This is a genomic window from Devosia salina (assembly GCF_019504385.1).
Classification (GTDB): Bacteria; Pseudomonadota; Alphaproteobacteria; order Rhizobiales; family Devosiaceae; genus Devosia; species Devosia salina.
The window spans coordinates 1085357-1105054 of the sequence record NZ_CP080590.1 but is presented as its reverse complement, the minus strand read 5'-3'; the positions used below and the strand labels follow the sequence as shown (position 1 = coordinate 1105054).

Genomic DNA, 19698 nt, shown 5'->3' with positions numbered 1-19698 from the left:
ACCCCGCCCCCTCGTTTACTGCGCTGCAGCTGCATCCAAGTCGAGAAATCCGCCGGACTGGCGCTCCCAGAGCATGGCGTAGTGTCCGCCCGAGGACAGCAATTGGGCGTGGGTGCCCTCCTCGACGATCCGCCCCTGCTCCAGCACCACCAGGCGATCCATGGCCGCGATGGTGGAGAGGCGATGGGCAATGGCGATCACCGTCTTGCCGCGCATCAACTGGGTCAGCTGCTCCTGGATGGCCGCTTCGACCTCGCTGTCGAGGGCCGAGGTGGCTTCGTCGAGCACCAGGATCGGGGCGTTCTTGAGCAGCACCCGGGCGATGGCGACACGCTGGCGCTGGCCGCCGGAGAGCTTGACGCCCCGCTCGCCCACATGGGCGTCATAGCCCGTGCGGCCCTGCGGATCGGCCAGGCCCATGATCACGTCGTGGACATTGGCCTGTTCGGCGGCCCGGATCATCTCCTCGTCGGTCGCGTCGTGGCGGCCATATTTGAGGTTCTCCCGCACCGAACGGTGCAGCAGGGACGTATCCTGGCTCACAAGGCCGATGGCGGCCCTGAGGCTTTCCTGGGTCACCGCCCGCACGTCCTGGCCATCGATGCGGATGGCGCCGTCCTGCACGTCGAACATCCTCAATGCCAGGTTGACCAGCGTCGACTTGCCCGAGCCCGATCGGCCGACCAGGCCGATCTTTTCGCCCGGCGCCACGGAGAGGCTGAACCCATCGATCACCGAGCCCTGCTTGCCGCGCCAGTAGTTGAAGCTGACATTGTCATAGTCCAGCCCACCGGATTTCACTTCCAAGGGCCTGGCCTCGGGCGCGTCCAGCATGGTGAGGGGCTGGGCGATGGTGTCCATCGAATCCCGCGTGGTGCCGACCTGGCGGAAAATGTTGGAGCCGATTTCGAGGATCCAGCCGCTCATGTTCATGATCTGCAGCGCGAAGGGGATGGCCGTGGCCACGGCTGCCGCCGTCAGCGAACCATTGTTCCACCCGGTCAGCGCCAGCCAGGTGACCGAGACCACCAGACCCGCATTGAGCAGGAAGAGGATGGACCACATATAGGTGAACACCCGCATCAGCTTGCGGAATTCAACCGCGTGTTCCATCACGCTGTCGGACACGTAGCGGTCCTCGTGTTCGCCGGTGGCGAAGGTTTTGAGGGTCTGGATATTGGTGTAGCTGTCCACGATGCGGCCGGTCATTACCGACTTGGCCTCCGAGAGCGTCTCGGAATAGCGGGCAATGAGCGGCATGGCGATGGTGAAGAGCACTGCGTAAAGCAGCAGCCAGACCCCGATGGGCACCAGCAGCACCGGATCGAGCCGGGCCAGCACGACAATGGCCACGACCACGAAGACCAGCGCGTACCAGGCCGCGTCGATGGTCAGGTTCACCCCGATCTCGATAGCCTCGCCGGCCTGGATGATCTTGTTGGCGATGCGCCCGGCAAAGTCGTTCTGGAAAAAGGTCCAGCTCTGGCGGATGACGTGCCAGTGGCTCTGCCAGCGGATGAGATCGACCAGGTTGGGGACGATGCCGTGATTGCGGATGAGCGTATCGAGGAGGAAGGTCAGCGGGCGGACCAGCACGACGACCACCACCATCCAGAGCAGGGTCTGGCTGTGTTGATCGAAGATTTCACCCGGATTGGTGGTGGCCAGCATGCCGACCACGAGACCGACAAAGACCGGCATCAGCGCATCGGCCACCGAGCCGATGGCCACCAGGATGATGCGCAGGAAAAAGGCGACCCGGAACTGGCCGACGAAATAGCCCACGAAGGCATTGAGGCCCATGGGCGGCTGGCGATTTTCGGCCAGGGCCACGGGGGAGTAGAGGTTGTCGAAGAAGGTGACGACGCGGTTGAACATTGTTCTGCTCTTTTATTGAGCCGCGCCTGACGGGAGATGGTTTCTCTACGGTCAGGTTCGGTATCGGTCCGATTTGGTGTGTTTGCTGATGGTCATTCCCGCAGCGGGATGGCGATTGCGTCGGATCGTGATGATGTCACCCATCTGGGTTCTCCTTGGTCTGATTGATCTTGAAGGCTCGGCACGTCCTCCCCTCCCCCTTGAGGGGAGGGGCCGGGGGTGGGGGTTCAGGACCCTCCCCTAACTCCACTCTCGTGGCATTCGCCGGAACCCCCACCCTAGCCCTCCCCTCAAGGGGGAGGGAACAGATCGAGCGTCCGGCAATACTCGTTCTACTGCGCCGCCTCTTCGGGCTGGTCGGCGTCGATGAAGCCACCGGACTGGCGTTGCCAGAGGTGGCTGTAGATGCCCCCGCTGTCGACGAGCTGGGCGTGGGTGCCCTGCTCGACGATCTTGCCCTTATCGAGCACCACCAGCCGGTCCATCATGGCGATGGTGGAGAGGCGATGGGCGATGGCGATCACGGTCTTGCCCTGCATCAGGCGCTGCAACTGGCTCTGGATGGCCGCCTCGACTTCGGAGTCGAGTGCCGAGGTCGCCTCGTCCAGCACCAGGATCGGCGCGTTCTTGAGCAGGACACGCGCAATGGCGATGCGCTGGCGCTGCCCGCCGGACAGCTTCACGCCGCGCTCGCCCACATGGGCGTCGTAGCTCTTGCGACCCTTGGGGTCGGTGAGACCCGGAATAAAGTCGGCGGCCTCGGCCTGTTCGGCTGCGGCGATCATCATCTCCTCGGTCGCATCGGGGCGGCCATAGAGGATGTTCTCGCGCACCGAACGATGCAGCAGCGAAGTGTCCTGGGTGACCACGCCGATATTGGCCCTGAGGCTATCCTGCGTCACCTCGGCAATGTCCTGGCCGTCGATGAGGATGCGCCCCTCCTGCCGGTCATAGAAGCGCAGCAGAAGGTTCACGATGGTGGACTTGCCGGCGCCGGAGCGGCCGACAAGGCCGATCTTCTCGCCCGGGCGAATATGCAGGTTCAGCCCCTCGATGACGCCCTTGGACTTGCCATAGTGGAACGAGATGTTCTCGAACCTGATATCGCCATTGACCGTGCCGATGGGCTTGGCCTCGGGCTTGTCGGCCACGACGCGCGGCAGGGAGATGGACGAGATGCCGTCGCGCACGACGCCGATATTCTCGAACAGGGCCGACATTTCCCACATGACCCATTGGCTCATGCCCTGGAAGCGCAGCACCAGGGCGGCGGCCACGGCAATTGCCCCGGGGGTCATGTTGCCACCCAGCCATTGCCAGATGCCGACAGCGAAGACCGCGAAGAGCAGCGTGCAGTTCATGAGCGTGATGGAGGTCTGCAGGAGCGTGACCATGCGCATCTGCTTGTAGACCGTGCCCAGGAAGCCATCCATGGCTTCGCGGGCATAGCCCTCCTCGCGCCTGGAATGAGAGAAGAGCTTGACCGTGGCGATATTGGTGTAGCTGTCCACGATCCGGCCGGTCATCAGCGAGCGGGCATCGGCCTGGGCCTCGGAAATCTTGCCCAGGCGCGGGATGAAATAGCGCAGCAGTGCCAGGTAGCAGCCCAGCCAGATGACGAAGGGCAAGGCCAGCCAGGGATCGCTCATGAAGGCGAGGACGACGGCGCCGGTGAAATAGACAATCACGTATACGGTGACGTCGAGGACTTTCATGACCACTTCGCGCACGGCGAGGGCGGTCTGCATCAGCTTGGCGCCAATGCGGCCCGCAAACTCGTCCTGGAAGTAGCTCATGGACTGGCGGATGAGATAGCGATGCGCCATCCAGCGGATGCGCTGGGGGAAATTGCCCAGCAGCGTCTGGTGGATGATCATTGCGTCGGTCACCTGCAGCAGCGGAATGACCAGCAGCAGGAGTACGCCCATGCCAGCCAGCTTCCAGCCCTCGTCGACAAGGAAGGTCTCGCGATTGGCGGTGCCCAGCCAATCGACGATCGATCCCATGAAGCCGAACAACATGATCTCGAGCGCAGCGATGGCAGCACCCAGAATGGTCATGGCAGCCAGCCAGCGCTTGGCGCCGTCGCTATAGTGCAAACAAAAGGCCAGCAGGCCCTTGGGTGGCTCTACCGGCTCGGCCTGCGGATAGGGATCGACCCGTTTTTCAAACCAGTGCAACATTGTTCGTAGCCATCTCGTTGTCGTTCGCGGCAACTCGCCGATGGCCCACACCCTTGCGACCTCAAGCGCGGTTGAGGTCAAGGCATAAATGGCCGCCGGCAACAAACCGCGCGGAAATTTCGGAACCGACGCTCATGGGACCACGAAGGCGCAGAGGAGCGTCGTGCAGGCAGCCGTCTAGCGCCTCCTCCCCAGTGTCGTCCCAATTGACGCCACAAGAGTCATGCTATGCAGCCGAGAGCCGCATAGGATACACGAGAACACAGACTCGGCTGTCACCTGACGGCCACACCTCATAACCAGAACAACGTGACAATTGGACCGCTTCATGCGCACCGAGAGCGAACAGACCATCTACCTCAAGGATTATGCCCCGACCCCGTACCGGATCGTGTCAGTAGAACTCGATTTCAGGATCCTGGAGGAGAGGACGCGCGTGCGGGCGCAACTGACCGTGGAGCCACGGCCGGACACCGCGCCGGGGACGCCTCTGGTGCTCGATGGCGACGACCTCAAGCTCGATTCCATTGCCCTTGATGGCGCGCCGCTGGTGCTCTCGGCCTATGCGGCGGATGCCAACAGCCTGACCCTGGTCGAGCCGCCGCATCGCCGGTTCGTGCTCGAAACCGAGGTCACGCTCGAGCCCGCGTCGAACACCAAGCTTATGGGCCTCTATCGCTCCAGCGGCACCTGGTGCACTCAGTGCGAGCCCGAGGGGTTTCGGCGCATCACCTATTATCTCGACCGGCCGGACGTGCTGGCCCCATTCAAGGTGCGCATGAGCGCCCCCAAGGCGCTGGCGCCGGTGCTGCTGGCCAATGGCAATCTGGTCGACAAGGGTGAACTGGGCGACGACCTGCACTTTGCCGTCTGGGAAGACCCGTTCCTCAAGCCTGCCTACCTGTTCGCCCTGGTAGCGGGCGATCTCGGCTCGATCACCGACAGCTTTACCACGATGAGCGGCCGCAAGGTGGAACTGGGCATCTATTGCACCCATGGCAAGGAAAGCGAGTGCTTCTACGCCATGGACAGCCTCAAGCGCTCCATGGCCTGGGACGAACGTCGCTTCGGGCGCGAATATGACCTGGACGTGTTCAACATCGTCGCCGTCTCCGATTTCAATTTCGGGGCGATGGAGAACAAGGGGCTTAACATCTTCAATGACCGGCTGGTCTTTGCGAAGCCCGAGACGGCCACCGACGCCAATTATCATGGCATCGAGCGGGTCATCGCCCACGAATATTTCCACAACTGGACCGGCAATCGCATCACCTGCCGCGACTGGTTCCAGCTTTGCCTCAAGGAAGGCCTGACCGTCTTCCGCGACCAGGAATTTACCTCGGACGAGCGCAGCCGCCCGGTGCAGCGCATCCACGACGTACAAAACCTGCGCACCAGCCAGTTCCCGGAGGATGGCGGCCCGCTGGCCCATCCGCCGCGCCCGGACAGCTTCCGCGAGATCAACAACTTCTATACGACCACTGTCTATGAGAAGGGCGCCGAGATCGTGCGCATGCTGGCGACCCTTCTGGGGGAAGCCGGTTTCCGCAAGGCCATGGACCTCTATTTCGAGCGCCATGACGGCGACGCGACCACGATCGAAGCCTTCATCAAGGTGTTCGAGGATGCGAGCGGCCGCGATCTCAGCCAGTTCGCCACCTGGTATCTGCAGGCCGGTACGCCGCAGGTCGGCGTGTCGGACAGCTACGATGCCGCCAGCCAGACCTATACGCTGACCCTGACCCAGAAGGTCGACCCCACCCCAGGGGAACCGACCAAGAAGCCGCTGCTGATCCCGGTGCGGTTCGGCCTCATCGGCCCCAATGGCAGCCCCGTGGGCTGGAACGGGGTCTCGGGCGGCACCGTGGAGGGCGATCTGATCGTGCTCGACAGCGAGAGCGTGACGCTGACCTTTACCGGTGTCGCCAACAAGCCGGTTCCCTCGCTGTTCCGCGGCTTTTCCGCTCCGGTGAAGGTGGAGTCCGGCCTCAGCCAGGACGACCTTCTGTTCCTTGCGCGACACGACAGTGACCCGTTCAACCGCTGGGATGCATTGCAGTCGGCGGCGACGACGCTGATTGCCAGCGCGGCGCAGGGGAGCACTTGGTCGGCGACTGACGCCGATGCCCTGCGGCAGGCGCTGGTCGATACGCTGGAGAACCCGGACCTCGATGACGCCTTCAAGGCACAGGCCATCGACATTCCGGCCGAGACGGTCGTTGGTCGCCATATCGGCAAGGACGTCGATCCCGACGCCGTGGCCGAGGCTCGCAAGGCGCTGGTAACGGCCTTGGTTGGTCCGATTGCGGAAAAGCTGACAGCGCTCTATCGCGACCTCGCCATCAGCGTGCCCTATAGCCCCGACGCGAACCAGGCCGGACGCCGCTCATTGCGCAATGGCCTGCTGGCCCTATTGGTGGCCGGATCGGATCAGGGCGCGGGCCTGGCGGCGGAGCAATATTCTGGCGCGACCAACATGACCGATCGCTATGCGGCCATGGCCATTTCGGCGCGCAACTGGACGAGCGAGGCCCCTGCCCTCCTGGGCGATTTCCGCACCCGCTTCGCCGGCGACCCGCTGGTGTTCGACAAATGGCTCACGGCCAGCGCACAGGCTCCGGACGGAGGGGTCATCGAGCGGATGCGCGCCACGCTGGCGGCGCCCGACTTTCCGCGCACCAACCCCAACCGGCTGCGCTCGCTGCTGGGCAGCTTCGTGATGACCAATCCGGTGCAGTTCACCCGCACCGACGGCCTGGGCTTCCGCTTCATCACCGAAGCGGTTGTCGATATCGACAAGGTGAACCCGCAGGTGGCCTCGCGCATCCTGACCGGCTTCCGCATTCTGCCGACGCTGGAAGCGGCGCGGCGGAATGCGGGACTGGAGGCCCTGCAGGCGCTCAAGGACCAGCACAAGCTCAGCCGCAATGTGGGTGAAATCCTCGACCGCATCCTGGCCGGCTAGGCAGGTTTGCGGGGGGCGCAGCAGCGCCCTCCGCAGCCAACCCGTCGCGGCGGTGATGGTGCGAAAATCTTTGGAAGATTTTTTCTTCACCGCTAAGTGATTCAGCCGACTCTGCTTTTTCCCATCCGGCCAAATTTGCCCTGACAGACGCTCTGGACAAGTCGGGGCGACCTGATTCATACCTTGTTAAGGGCAAGTTTGGTTGGGGCTAAACCCCTTTAAAGGATGGAGAATTTCATGCGGTCGTCGGGGGCATCCGGCGCCGGCGCACTCGGATTCCGCGTCGGCAAAGGTAACGACAAGCAACACCTTCGCGCGCGCGGCTCCAGCTCCCCCGGATGGCGCTTTTCTCACACCGCAGCCGCCGTTGCCGCCACGGCCTTCCTCGCCGCAAGCCTGTTCGTCGCTTACGACGCAACGCAGACCTTCGCCGATGCGCGCCGGGACCTGGCCATGATCGGGGAGATGCTGGCCGCCGATCTGGCGCAGCGCTCACCGGACCAGGCACGAGAGTCCCTGGCGGCGAGCGAGGCGCTGTTCTCCGACGCTATCGATGCCCAGTTCATCGACGCCAGCGCGGATATATCCGCGCCACTTTCGCTGGTGGTGCCGGCGGGCCCGCATGGCAGCCTGGCAGTGTCTGCGAGCTCTAGCCAGCCCCTTGCAGAGATTGCAGGGCGCGGGGCGGCCGCCTTCGCCCTTGCCGGCCTTCTGACGCTGGCCGCCTCAAGGCGCCGCCGCAGCCAGCCCGATCCCACGCAACGCGACAGCTACAGCCGGCTCGCGGCCGCCATTCCGATGGGCCTGGCCTGCTGGACCGGCACCGGGCAGTTGATCGTCTGCAATGATCAGTATCGCAGCCGTCTCGACATCGACGATGCCACGCTCACCTATCATCAGGCAGTCAGCCGCCTGATCGCCGGGGGCTACATGAAGCTGGTGCGGGACGATAGCAGTGTGCGGCTCCTGGAGCTGCACTGCGAAGACGGCACCTGCCTGCAGATCGATGAACGCCCCCTGGGCGACGGCGCCTTCATGACGCTGGTTTCGGACATTACCGAAACCCGGCGAACGAACGCCCTGCTACATGCCATCCGCGACGAACAGCGCCTGCTGGCCCGCCGCTACCACGAGGAAAAGCTCAAGGCGGAGGCGGCCAGCCGCGCCAAGACCAATTTCCTTGCCCATCTCAGCCACGATATCCGTACCCCGCTCAACCACATCATCGGCTTTGCCGACCTGATGCAGCACCAGACCTATGGGCCGCTGGGCGACGCGCGCTATGCCGAATATGTCGCCACCATCAAGAATTCGGGCGAACACCTGCTGGCCTCGTTTGCGGCGATCCTCGACCTGGCGGAGCTGGAGAACGGCAGCAAGGCGCTGCGGCAGGACCCGGTATTGCTGGACGAGGTTCTCGGCGTCGTCGCGCAGCGGTTCAGGGGCCAGGCCAAGCGCGCCGGCATCACCCTCGATATTGGCCCGGCAACAGGCGCCGTGCTGCGTGGCGACCGGCTCGGACTGATCCGCATGGTGGGCAATATCATGGACAATGCCCTGCGCTTCACCGAGACCGGTGGCAAGGTGACGCTCGCCAGCTTCGTGGCCGACGATGGCGTGGTCATCGAGGTCACCGATACCGGCATCGGCATGTCGGAAGAGCGGCTGGCGGGGCTCAGCCAGCCCTTCGCCCTGGGCGATGCCCGCTTCACCCGCGAAGGCGTCGGGCCGGGCCTCGGCATCTCGATTGCCCGGGCCATCGCCGAACAGACCGGCGGGCGCATCGCCATCGACTCCAGCCCATCGCTGGGCACCACGGTCGCCATCTCCTTGCCGATCGACCCGGCAGCAGCCGAACTGATCGCCGCCTGAGCCGCTAGAGTTCAGCCGCCCGCGCGTACCACTCGGCCGCGGCCGCCTGCACTTCCTGCTGCATCTGCGCAATATCCAGCTCCAGCCGGCCAAAGTCGGGATAGTTGGACAGATGGGCCAGCAAATCCTTGAAGGCGGGGGTCCAGGCCTCCTCCTTGAACGGGCTGACCAGGGCCGAGCTCATCACCTGCAGGGCCGTCGAATAGAGGGCGTGAATTTCTGCCAGGCGCTGCCCCGTCGGAACCAGCCCGATCTCTCCAAGGCGAGCGAGGACGCGCGACGTTGGGGCCTGCGGCAGCGCTACCTTCGCCCCGGCCACGAGTTGCGCGGACTGGGCGATGAATTCGAGATCGACCAGGCCACCTGCAGCCAGCTTGAGATCAAAGGCATGGCGCGGCTTGCGTTCCCGGGCCATGAGCGCCCGCATCGAGACGACGTCCGCAATGGTCTTGGCGACGTCGCGCGGCCGGCCCATGACATCGGCAATCTCGGCGTCCACCCTGGCGCCGAGGTCGCCAGTGGCGGCAATGACCCGGGCGCGGCTGAGCGCCAGGTGTTCCCAGGTCCAGGCATTGTCCTTGTGATAGGCACGGAAGCCGGCAAGGCTGGTCGCCAGCGGCCCGGAATTGCCCGAGGGCCTGAGGCGCATGTCGGCCTCGTAGAGCACGCCCTCCGCCGTCGGCGCCGAGACGGCGGCCACCAGGCGCTGCGTCAGCCGCGCGAAATAGTGTGAAGTGGACAGCTGCCGCTCGCCATCGGACTCGGTGTCCGGCGCGTCGTAGAGCAGGATGAAATCGAGGTCGGAGGTGAAGGTCATTTCGCCGCTCGCCATCTTGCCGAAAGCCAGCAGCGCCACATCGGCACCCGATATGCGCCCGTGGCGCGTGGCGAATTCGTCCTGCACCTTGTCGAACAGGCGATGCAGCAGGGTTTCGGCCAATGCGGTGAACTGCTCGCCGGCACCCTGCGCGGTCACCGTCCCGGAGAGCAGCCCGGCGGCGACCAGGAATTTCTGTTCCTGCCCGATGATGCGGGCGCGGTCGATGAGCTCCTCATAGGAGCGGGCTTCGGCAAGGAAGGCATCCACCTTGCCCACCAGCACGTCGCGATGCGTCACCTCATTGGCGAAGGCGGGATCGATCAACCCGTCCATGACATGGGCGCGATGGATGACCGCCTCGGCCATGCGTGGCGCCGAGGCCATGAACTGCACCAGCAGCGTGCGCAATTGTGCGTGGTTGCGCAGCAGCGCAAAGAGCTGCACGCCGCCCGGGAGGCGGGAGAGGAAGTCGTCGAAATGGGCCAGCGCGGCATCGGCATTGCCGGCCCGCCCCAGTGTCTGCAGCAGGGCCGGCAGCAATTCGGTCAGGTGGGCGCGGGCGGCCGAGGTGCGGGTTGCCGCATAGCCGCCATAGTGCCATTTGCGCACGGTCTCGATCACCTTGTGGGCATCGGCAAAGCCCATGGCGGTGAGGGTTTCGAGCGTATCGGGATCGTCGTCGCTGCCGGTGAAGACCAGACTGCCCTCGTCGGAGCCCAGGGTCTCGCCCTGGGTGAAGAGCTCGGCATAGTAGCGGGCCACCCGCTCCAGCGCTGCCCGATAACGCTTCTCGAAGACGGGGAGGTCAGGCTCCCCCATCAGCCGGGCGATGACCGCCACACCCTCGGAGGTGTCAGGCATGATGTGGGTCTGTTCGTCGCGCAGCATCTGAAGGCGGTTCTCCACCGCGCGGAGGAACCAGTAGGTCTCGGTCAGTTCCCTGGCGGTGTCGGCGTTGATCCAGTTGGCGGCGGCCAGGGCGGCCAGGGCCTGGGAGGTAGGGCGCACCCGCAGGGCCTTGTCGCGGCCGCCCGCGATCAATTGCTGGGTCTGGGCGAAGAACTCGATTTCGCGAATGCCACCGCGACCGAGCTTGACGTTGTGCCCCTCGACCCGGATGTCGCCGACCTTCTTGGAGACATTGATCTGCCGCTTCATGGCCTGGATGTCGGCAATGGTGGCGAAGTCGAGATGCTTGCGCCAGACATAGGGGGCCAATTCCTTGATGAACGCCTCGCCGACCGCCTTGTCGCCGGCGCAGGGTCGCGCCTTTATCCAAGCGGCCCGCTCCCAGTTCTGGCCGCGCACCTCGTAATAGGCGAGCGCCGCATCGACCGAGATGGCCACCGGCGTCGAGCCCGGATCGGGGCGGAGGCGCAAATCGGTGCGGAACACATAACCGCCGGCCTGCCGATCCTCCATCAGGCCGACCAGCTTCTGCACCATGCGAGAGTAGATTTTCGTGGCTTCCGAGGGGTCGGCGAGCACGGTCTTCTGCGGATCGAAGAAGGCGACAATGTCGATGTCGGACGAATAGTTGAGCTCGCGGCCGCCATGCTTGCCCAGGGCAAAGATGGCGAGACCCGAATTGGCGGCGGTCGCCTGGTCGGCGGCAATGGCAAGCTGGCCCTTCTCGGCGGCCTGTCGCATAAGCAGGTTCAGGCCGGCCTCCAGCGCCGCGTCGGCCAGATCGGAAAGCGCCTCGGTTGCGCGTGCCGTGGTCCAGGCACCGCCTGTCTCGGCCACGGCGGCCAGCAAAGCGGTGCGACCCTTGGCCAGCCGCAGCGCACCGGCGACCCCAGCTTCGTCGCCCGTGCGGCCCATCTCGTCGACCGTTTCGAGCAGAGCCGCAAAGGCCGTATCGGGACCTGTCTCCAACGCTCCCGCCAGCCACTCGGCATTGGCGCGCGTCAGGTCGAGCAGATAGGGCGCTGATTGCAGCAACGGTCCCAGCACCGGCGCCGCCGCATGCAGCGCCCCAACGCGGTCGGGTGGCAACTCGGCCAGCAAGGCGTCGAAGGCGGGGTGATCGAGAGGCGGCAGGGGCGCAAGACTGGTGCTCATTTTTGAGGCATAGCTTGCGGCGCCTGACGCGGCAAGGCGTCGCGTTCAGCCGGCCGGCAACTCGATGACCGCCCGTACGCCGGGCTGGTTGTCCTCGATGCGGAAGCTGCCGCCATGCAGGCGCGCAACTGCATTGACCAGCGAGAGCCCGAGGCCAGACCCCGGTTCGGAGCGGCTCTTTTCGAGGCGCACGAAGCGTTCGAGCACCCGCTTGCGGTCCGCCTCGGGTATGCCCGGGCCGTTATCGGCAACGCTGATCAGCACAAGTGGCCCCTCCCGTCGCAAATCCACGGCAATGCGGCCCGGGCTGCCATCCTCCGGCCGGGCATATTTCACGGCATTTTCGAGCAGGTTGACCATGGCCTGTCCGACCAGTTCCCGGTTGGCCTTGAGGGTCACGTGGGGCGCGACGCTAGTCTCCACAGTGATGCCGGCATCCTCGGCCACGGGACCATAGAGCTCGGCCACATCGGCAACGATCTCGCTGACATCAATTTCGGAGAGCGCGCCGGATGGCGCACCGGCTTCGGCACGGGCGATCATCAGGAGCGCGTTGAAGGTCTGGATCAGCCGATCGCTCTCGGCAATGACCGTTTCCAGCGCCTTTTCGCGCGTTTCGACGCTGGCGGTATCGCGCAGGGCCGCTTCGGCCTGGTTGCGCAGCCGCGTCAACGGCGTCTTGAGGTCGTGCGCGACATTGTCGGTCACCTCCTTGAGCCCCTGCAGCAGCTGCTCAATGCGATCGAGCATGGCGTTGAGATTGGTCGCAAGGGCATCGAACTCATCATTGCGCCGCGTCACCGGCACGCGCTCGCTGAGATTGCCCGACATGATCTTGGACGAGGTCTGCTGGATGGTGTCGATGCGCCGCAGGACGCGCCGCGCGGTGATGCCCCCGGCGATGACCGAGAACAGGATGATCCCGACCACGCCTGCGAGGAAGCTCTGCAGGATGATGGCCGAATAGCCCCGGCGTTCGACGACGTCGCGACCGACCACCAGGCGCATGCCATTGCCCAGCTCGATCGAGCGCACCACCGCGACGCCCTGGCGCTGGCCGCCGGGACGATCGGGCTGGGGCCCACCTGCGGCGGCGTCATCGCCCAGGGGATCGGGCCGTTCATAGTCGAAGCTATAGACGCCGGGCTCGATAACCACTTCGGCGGGAACATCGGTGACGTTGCCGAGCAGATAGAGGCCGGATGCGTCGCCAAGAAAGTATATCCCCGGCCCTGGCTGGGTCGACAGGCGATTGACGGCAAAAGCCAGCGCGCGAATGCCCTGATTGGCCTCGATACGCTGGAACAGGCGGATTTCGCGATCGATGTCGTCGGTCTGCTGGCGCTGGATCTGCACGCTGGATTGCCAGCCGATGAAGCCCATCAGCAGGATGGAAAAGACCACGAAGATGGCAATGAAGGTGACGGTCAGGCGGACGGTGGAGGTGCGCCAGACCTGGGCGATGCGGCTCAATGGCCTACTCCCGGATCATGTAGCCGGCGCCTCGCACCGTGTGCAGCAGCGGCGTGGCATGCCCCTTGTCGATCTTGGAGCGCAGGCGCGACATATGGACGTCGATGACATTGGTCTGGGGATCGAAGTGATAGTCCCAGACATTTTCAAGCAGCATGGTGCGGGTCACCACCTTGCCGGCATTCTTCATGAGATATTCGAGCAGGCGGAATTCGCGCGGCTGGAGGAGAATGTTCTCGCCGTCGCGCTCGACCTTGCGGCTCAGCCGATCGAGCGAGAGGCCACCCACAGTGTAGCTGGTGGCTGCCTCTGCCGGGCTTGAGCGGCGGGCCAGAACTTCCACCCGCGCCAGAAGCTCGGTGAAGGCATAGGGTTTGGTGAGGTAGTCGTCGCCGCCGGCGCGCAGGCCGGTCACCCGATCATCGACTTCACCCAGGGCTGACAGGATCAGCACCGGGGTCTTGTCGTCCTCTGCCCTGAGGCTCTCGACGATGCTGAGGCCGTCGCGGCGCGGCAGCATGCGATCAACGATGAGCACGTCATAGTCCATGCCCGAAGCCATGGCATAGCCGGTTTCGCCATCGGCAGCGTGGTGGGTCACGTGGCCCGCCTCATCGAGGGCCTGCACCAGATAGCTGGCGGCTTCACGGTCATCTTCAATGAGGAGGATTTTCACGCCTGACGCTCCGACGCTTTGGTCTGATAGGGCCCCGGGACCGTCCCGGAGCCCTGATTGCTTTATTCAGTATCGCCAATCGGCAGGCCGATGAAGCGCGCTTCACCGTCGCGGGCAACCTTGATCAGCACGGTGTTGAGACCGCGATCCTGAACGGCCTGCACAGCCTGGTTGAAGTCGGCCGGCTCGGACACCGGCTTGTTGTCGACTTCGAGGATCACGTCACCGGTCGCCAGACCGCGCTGGGCGGCGGCGCTGTCGCCATCGACGTTCTGGATCAGCAGTCCACCCGAACCGTCGCCATTGGGCACCAGGGTCATGCCGAGGGCCGTGGCCGCTTCAGGCAGGGCCTGCGGTGGGGTGGGCTGCTCCGGCGTCTGGGCGGCGGCGGTCTCGTCGAGCTGCTGCAGGGTCACCGAGACGGTGGTTTCAGCACCATCACGCCAGATGGTCAGCTCGACAGTGGAGTCGGGGGCCTTGCTGGCAATGGTGCGGCTGAGGTCCAGCGCATCATCGATCTGGTCGCCATCGACCTTGAGGATGATGTCGCCAGACTGGACGCCAGCGGCGCCGGCCGGACCATCTTCGGTGGGTTCACGCACGATGGCGCCGCGGGCATTGGACAGGCCAACGCTGTCGGCGATGTCCTTGGTGACGTCCTGGATGGAGACACCGAGATAGCCACGGGTCACCGAGCCCTTGTCGATCAGCTGGTTGACGATCTGCTTGACCGTGTGAGCCGGAATGGCGAAGGCGATGCCGACATTGCCGCCATTGGGAGAGTAGATGGCGGTATTGACGCCCACCACTTCGCCATTGGTGTTGAAGGCCGGGCCACCCGAATTGCCGGTGTTCACGGCCGCGTCGATCTGCAGGAAGTCACCATAGTTGGAGCCACCGATATCGCGGCCGGCGCCGGAGATGACGCCCACGGTCACAGTGCCGCCCAGGCCAAAGGGATTGCCCACGGCAACCACCCAGTCACCCACGCGGCTCGGCTCCTCGTCGCTCTCGAAAGAGACGAAAGGCAGGTTGTCGCCCTCGATCTTGAGGACGGCAAGGTCGGTCCGCTCGTCGGTGCCGACGATCTCGGCTACCTGCTCGGAACCGTCCTCGAAGACCACGGTCACCTTGGTGGCGTCCTCGACGACGTGATTGTTGGTGACCACATAGCCGTCTTCGGAAATGATGAAGCCCGAACCCGCAGCCATGAAGCGGCGCGGCGTGGCATCTTCGCCCGGCGCGCCTTGGCCGTTCGGGCCACCAAACTGGTCGAAGAAGTCACGGAACGGGTGATCTTCGGGCAGGTCAGGGAAATTGAACTCGAAATTGAAGTCGCGGCCACCGCGCTGGACGGTCCGGCCGGGCGCTTCGGCTTCCACGAGAATCGAAACCACGGCAGGCTTAACCGCCTCGACCAGGTCGGCAAAGCCCTGCTGGACCTGCGCCTGCGGCACCACGATCTGGGCCGCGTTCTGCACCTGCGCATTGGCGGCCTGGCCAGTCAGCACAAAGGCAGTGGACACGCCGCCGACGCCGACCAGAAGGGCAAGTGCGGAAGCGCCCAGCCAGCGGCGGGTGCGCGAAAGAATTGTCGAACGCATGGGAACGTATCTCCTTCGTTAAGCTCTCAACAGCTTATGGCGATACGTATGGAACGACGCGCCTTTCTGTGAAGTTGCGCCAAGATTAAGCTTTGGCAATGTTGCCGGCGGGATTATGGCGCTAGCGCGCGTCGCTGTCGCGTTCGAGGGCATCGAGGGCCGCCTGCTCCTCGGCTGTGAGCCCGACGGCCGCCTCGACCGGCAGGCGCCGGCGCGCGACGAGCAGCAGGCCCAACCCGACCAGCAGCAGCGCCGGCGCTGCCGCCCAGAGCAGGATCGTATGCGCGTTGAGACGCGGGTTGAGCAGCACATACTCGCCGTAGCGGTCCACGATATATTGCTCGACCTCTGCATTGCTGTCGCCGGCCACCAGCCGCTCCCGCACCAGCACGCGCAGGTCGCGCGCGAGATCGGCATCGCTGTCATCGATGGACTGGTTCTGGCAGACCAGGCAACGCAGGCCCTCCGAGATGTCGCGCGCGCGCTGCTCGAGGGCCGGATCGGCCAGCACCTCGTCGGGACTCACCGCAAGCGCCGCTGGCGAAAGAACAATCAGCAATGCGAGGAGGACGGCGCGCAGGGTCATTGCGCGGCCTCCGGCTGGTGCTTGCGAGCCCGCTGCGGAACGCCCACGCGGAGGCGACGGTCGGTCAGGGACAGGACCCCTGCCCCGGCCATGACCAGGGCCCCGATCCAGATCAGCAGGATATAGGGCTTGTGCCACACGCGGATGACATGGGTGTCGTCCAGCGGTTCGCCAAGCTGCAGGTAAAGCTGGGAAAGCCCATAGGTCTGGATGGCGGCCTCGGTGGTGGGCATGCCGCTCGCCACATAGCGCCGCCGCTCGGCCCGCAGGGTGTCCCGGCTGCCATCGGGCCCGATCACGGTGAAGGTGCCGGTGTCGGCGACATAATTGGCGCCGGGCACCTGCTCGAAGCTCTCGAAGGTTATCGAATAGCCGGACAGGTCGGCGGACTCACCCGGGTTAAGCGTGGTCACCAGTTCGGTCTCCCAGGCGGAGACCGAGACGATGCCCAATACCGTCAGCCCAAGCCCGAGATGGCCAATAGCGGTGGACCAGATGCTGCGCGGCAGGCCCATGAGCCGGCGGGTGCTTTCGCCCAGGGGGATGCGACCGAGGCGGCTGCGCTCGATGAGTTCGGCGATGGCGCCGAAGCTCACCCAGAAACCGAGCAGCAATCCGATCGGCACCAGCGAGATGGACACCCCACCCAGCGCGGAAATGAGGATGGTGAGGAAGATGGCAAGCGCCGCGAGGCCCATCAGCCGCTGCCCGGCCGCCACCAGGTCGGCGCGCTTCCACGCCAATAGAGGCCCGAAGGGCAGCACCAGCAGGAGCGGCGCCATCAGCGCGCCGAAAGTGAGGTTGAAGAACGGCGCACCCACCGAAATCGTGGTGCCGGCAATTGCATCGAGCAGAAGGGGATAGAGCGTCCCGACCAGCACGGCGCCGGTGGCCGTGGCCAGGAACAGATTGTTGAGGATCAGCGCTCCCTCGCGGCTGATGGGGGCGAACAGCCCTCCCTGCCGCAATGCTGGCGAGCGGATGGCGAACAACAGGAAGGCGCCGCCGATCAGGACGGCCAGAATGGTGAGGATGACGAGCCCGCGCGCCGGATCGCTGGCGAAGGTATGGACCGATGTCAGAATGCCGGAGCGCACCAGGAACGTGCCCAGCAGGGACAGGGAGAAGGTGATGATGGACAGAAAGATCGTCCAGATCTTGAGGGCGTTGCGCTTTTCCATCACCAGCGCCGAATGCAGCAGCGCCGTGCCGGCCAGCCAGGGCATGAAGCTGGCATTTTCCACCGGGTCCCAAAACCACCAGCCGCCCCAGCCGAGCTCGTAATAGGCCCAGTAGGAGCCCATGGCGATGCCCAGGGTGAGGAAGGTCCAGCTCAGCATGGTCCAGGGCCGCACCCAGCGCGCCCAGGCCTGGTCGATGCGCCCGGAGACGAGCGCGGCAATGGCAAAGGAAAAGCAGATCGAGAAGCCGACATAGCCGGCATAGAGCAGCGGCGGATGAATGGCGAGGCCGATGTCCTGCAGGACCGGGTTGAGGTCGGCGCCTTCGAGCGGGGCGGGAACCATGCGCTCGAACGGATTGGAGGTGAAGAGGGTGAAGCCGGCAAAGGCTGCCACCAGCAGGCTTTGGGTCCCAAGCACCAGATTGGCAAGATCGTCCGGCAGGCGGCGCCCGAACGCCGCGACCAGGGCACCGAACAGCACCAGGATCAGGATCCAGAGCAGCATGGAGCCTTCGTGATTGCCCCAGACGCCCGAGATCTTGAAGATCAGCGGCTTGAGCGAGTGGGAATGATTGGCAGCCAGCGCGAGACTGAAATCAGAGACCACGAAGGCCTGGATGACCGCGAGGAACGCGACCGCCACCAGCACGAATTGCAGGATCGAGGCCTGGGCCAGCACCTGCGCCAGCCGATCCCCGCGCCGCCAGAACGTCAACCCGCCAAGCGCCGCCAATGTGGCGATGGCAAAGGCCAGTATCAGTGCGAAATGTCCGAGTTCGATGCTCACTGCGCCGCCGTCTCCGGCCGCCATTCGCCCTGGGCCTTGAGGGCCTCGACGACTTCCTTGGGCACATAGTTCTCGTCGTGCTTGGCCAGGACATTATTGGCCTCGAAGCGGCCGTCCGCAGCAAGGCTGCCTTCGGCCACGACACCCTGCCCCTCGCGGAACAGGTCCGGCAGGATGCCGGCATAGTGAGCCACAATCTCCTGGCCGCCATCGGTGATGGTAAAGACATTGTCCTGCCCGTCGCGCGTCCAGCTGCCGTCCTTGACCAGGCCGCCGAGCCGGATCGCCTGTCCGGGCGACACATTGCGCGCCATGACATCGCTGGGCGAATAGAAGAACACGATCTGGTCGCGCAACGCCGTCAACACCAGGGCCGCGGCAATTGCCAGCACCAGCGCAAGACCGGCAATAACGGCCAGGCGCTTCTGCTTGCGGGTCATGCCTTTGCGGCGCGCATTTGCCGGCATGGTCATTGCGTGTCTCCGTCGAGCGTCAGGCCCGCGCCCAGCGCGAGCGTATCAAGATCACCGCGGTCGAAGGCGGCCGGATAGGCCGCGACGGCCGCATCATAGGCCTTCTGCGCGCTCTCGCGATCATCGAGCACCAGATAGGACCGCACGAGCTGCGTCCACTCCGCGATCGTTCCGCCTTCCGAGAATAGCCGATCGGCCAGCCCGGCAACCATGTTCTGGATCAATTCGGCGTCAGGCGGAGAAGCGGTATCGACACCGCCATTCTGCGCCACAGCCAGTCCCTGTCGGGCAGCCAGCAACCAGGCTTCGTCGCCCTGTGCCAGGCCGATCACGTCCTGCCAATAGCGCGCGGCCGTCTCGAAATCCCCGGTCCGCATCATTTCTGCCGCCAGATAGAGGCGCGACCGCACATGGGTGCCGTCCGCTTGAGCGGCAGCCTGTAACAGCTCCATCGCCTCCGGCGAGCCCGCGCCATCGGCCTGCAGCAACAGCGCCTCGGCCAGGTCGGTCTGCACGTCGGGGTTGGGGCCGCCCAGCGCGATAATTCGGCGATAGGCGTTCGCGGCGTCGGCAAAGCGCCCCTGTTCGAGATAGGCCGGCGCGATCACCTGCCAGCCGCGAAGATCGTCGGGGACCTGGGCAAGCCGCGTTTCGATGCGAGCGATCGCGTCCGCCAGATCCATCGACTGGACGGCCAGTTCCGACCGTTCCGCAAGCGGTTGGGCGGGCAGGTCCGGTCGCCCGAGAATGGCGTAGAGGCCCAGGCTGAGTGCGGCAACGGCCATCAGCCCAACCAGCAGGGGCACGCGTCCCAGTTCCCGCACGGGAGATGGCTGCGATTCGGCCTGGCCGCGCAGCATTTCGCGGGCCAGTTCGCCCCTTGCCGCCTGCGCCTGCTCGGCATCGAGCTTGCCCGACTGTTCGTCGGCCTCGATCCCCAGCAGGGCGAGACGAAAATGATCGTTGGGATCGGCCAATTCGGTCCCGGTTGCGTTGACCGTGCGACCCGCCGCCGCATAAAACAATGCGGCGCAGGCAATGGCGGTAACGGCTATGGCAATCGACCAGAAAATCATGGGCCCCAAACGCTTGTCTGCCAGACGCGGCAAGGCATGGCCCTCTATAAGCCGAATG

Annotated in this window: 12 protein-coding genes; 2 read left to right on the top strand and 10 right to left on the bottom strand. The window is 64.9% G+C overall.

All coding sequences use genetic code 11. The features are described from left to right. Positions 1-15 precede the first annotated feature (15 nt). Together K1X15_RS05245 and K1X15_RS05240 are read right to left on the bottom strand one after the other, a co-directional pair. Complete coding sequence (locus K1X15_RS05245) at positions 16-1878, bottom strand: ABC transporter ATP-binding protein (protein WP_220306456.1); 1863 nt, start codon at positions 1876-1878, stop codon at positions 16-18. Between the two features lie 332 nt (positions 1879-2210). Beyond that, a complete protein-coding gene (locus K1X15_RS05240) occupies positions 2211-4061 on the bottom strand; it encodes an ABC transporter ATP-binding protein (RefSeq protein ID WP_220306455.1) in 1851 nt (616 codons plus the stop codon). Between the two features lie 328 nt (positions 4062-4389). Here K1X15_RS05240 and pepN point away from each other — a divergent pair, with 328 nt between their 5' ends. Both pepN and K1X15_RS05230 read left to right on the top strand, forming a co-directional pair. After that, the gene (gene pepN, locus K1X15_RS05235; RefSeq protein ID WP_220306453.1) at positions 4390-7026 is read left to right on the top strand and encodes an aminopeptidase N; all 2637 of its coding nucleotides are present in this window, start codon (positions 4390-4392) and stop codon (positions 7024-7026) included. 237 nt (positions 7027-7263) lie between these two features. Then, a complete protein-coding gene (locus K1X15_RS05230) occupies positions 7264-8898 on the top strand; it encodes a sensor histidine kinase (protein ID WP_220306451.1) in 1635 nt (544 codons plus the stop codon). Between the two features lie 4 nt (positions 8899-8902). On the opposite strand, the gene K1X15_RS05225 is transcribed toward K1X15_RS05230, so the two are convergent. The 8 genes from K1X15_RS05225 to ccmI form a co-directional block, all read right to left on the bottom strand. Then, positions 8903-11782, bottom strand: coding sequence for a bifunctional [glutamine synthetase] adenylyltransferase/[glutamine synthetase]-adenylyl-L-tyrosine phosphorylase (locus K1X15_RS05225; protein WP_220306449.1), 2880 nt, complete (start codon positions 11780-11782; stop codon positions 8903-8905). A gap of 45 nt (positions 11783-11827) precedes the next feature. Next, a complete protein-coding gene (locus K1X15_RS05220; protein WP_220306448.1) occupies positions 11828-13255 on the bottom strand; it encodes a HAMP domain-containing sensor histidine kinase in 1428 nt (475 codons plus the stop codon). Between the two features lie 4 nt (positions 13256-13259). Continuing rightward, complete coding sequence (locus tag K1X15_RS05215; protein ID WP_220306446.1) at positions 13260-13931, bottom strand: response regulator transcription factor; 672 nt, start codon at positions 13929-13931, stop codon at positions 13260-13262. Between the two features lie 62 nt (positions 13932-13993). Continuing rightward, the gene (locus K1X15_RS05210; RefSeq protein WP_220306445.1) at positions 13994-15535 is read right to left on the bottom strand and encodes a Do family serine endopeptidase; all 1542 of its coding nucleotides are present in this window, start codon (positions 15533-15535) and stop codon (positions 13994-13996) included. A gap of 121 nt (positions 15536-15656) precedes the next feature. Continuing rightward, the gene (locus tag K1X15_RS05205; RefSeq protein ID WP_220306443.1) at positions 15657-16121 is read right to left on the bottom strand and encodes a cytochrome c-type biogenesis protein; all 465 of its coding nucleotides are present in this window, start codon (positions 16119-16121) and stop codon (positions 15657-15659) included. Next, positions 16118-18091: a heme lyase CcmF/NrfE family subunit gene (locus K1X15_RS05200; RefSeq protein WP_220306442.1), complete on the bottom strand. Its 1974-nt coding sequence runs from the start codon at positions 18089-18091 to the stop codon at positions 16118-16120. The genes K1X15_RS05205 and K1X15_RS05200 overlap by 4 nt, the downstream gene beginning before the upstream one ends. Continuing rightward, positions 18088-18564 (bottom strand): cytochrome c maturation protein CcmE, encoded by a 477-nt coding sequence (gene ccmE, locus K1X15_RS05195; RefSeq protein WP_338033489.1) that lies wholly within the window; start codon positions 18562-18564, stop codon positions 18088-18090. Before ccmE ends, K1X15_RS05200 begins: the two co-directional genes overlap by 4 nt. Next, positions 18561-19673: a c-type cytochrome biogenesis protein CcmI gene (gene ccmI / locus K1X15_RS05190; protein ID WP_220306440.1), complete on the bottom strand. Its 1113-nt coding sequence runs from the start codon at positions 19671-19673 to the stop codon at positions 18561-18563. Before ccmI ends, ccmE begins: the two co-directional genes overlap by 4 nt. Positions 19674-19698: the final 25 nt, after the last annotated feature.

Excerpts from the sequence above, each read along its gene's own strand:
- K1X15_RS05245 (WP_220306456.1), bottom strand. The coding sequence starts at position 1,878 with ATGTTCAACCGCGTCGTCACCTTCTTCGACAACCTCTACTCCCCCGTG.
- K1X15_RS05240 (WP_220306455.1), bottom strand. The coding sequence starts at position 4,061 with ATGTTGCACTGGTTTGAAAAACGGGTCGATCCCTATCCGCAGGCCGAG.
- pepN (WP_220306453.1), top strand. The coding sequence starts at position 4,390 with ATGCGCACCGAGAGCGAACAGACCATCTACCTCAAGGATTATGCCCCG.
- K1X15_RS05230 (WP_220306451.1), top strand. The coding sequence starts at position 7,264 with ATGCGGTCGTCGGGGGCATCCGGCGCCGGCGCACTCGGATTCCGCGTC.
- K1X15_RS05225 (WP_220306449.1), bottom strand. The coding sequence starts at position 11,782 with ATGAGCACCAGTCTTGCGCCCCTGCCGCCTCTCGATCACCCCGCCTTC.
- K1X15_RS05210 (WP_220306445.1), bottom strand. The coding sequence starts at position 15,535 with ATGCGTTCGACAATTCTTTCGCGCACCCGCCGCTGGCTGGGCGCTTCC.
- K1X15_RS05205 (WP_220306443.1), bottom strand. The coding sequence starts at position 16,121 with ATGACCCTGCGCGCCGTCCTCCTCGCATTGCTGATTGTTCTTTCGCCA.
- ccmE (WP_338033489.1), bottom strand. The coding sequence starts at position 18,564 with ATGACCATGCCGGCAAATGCGCGCCGCAAAGGCATGACCCGCAAGCAG.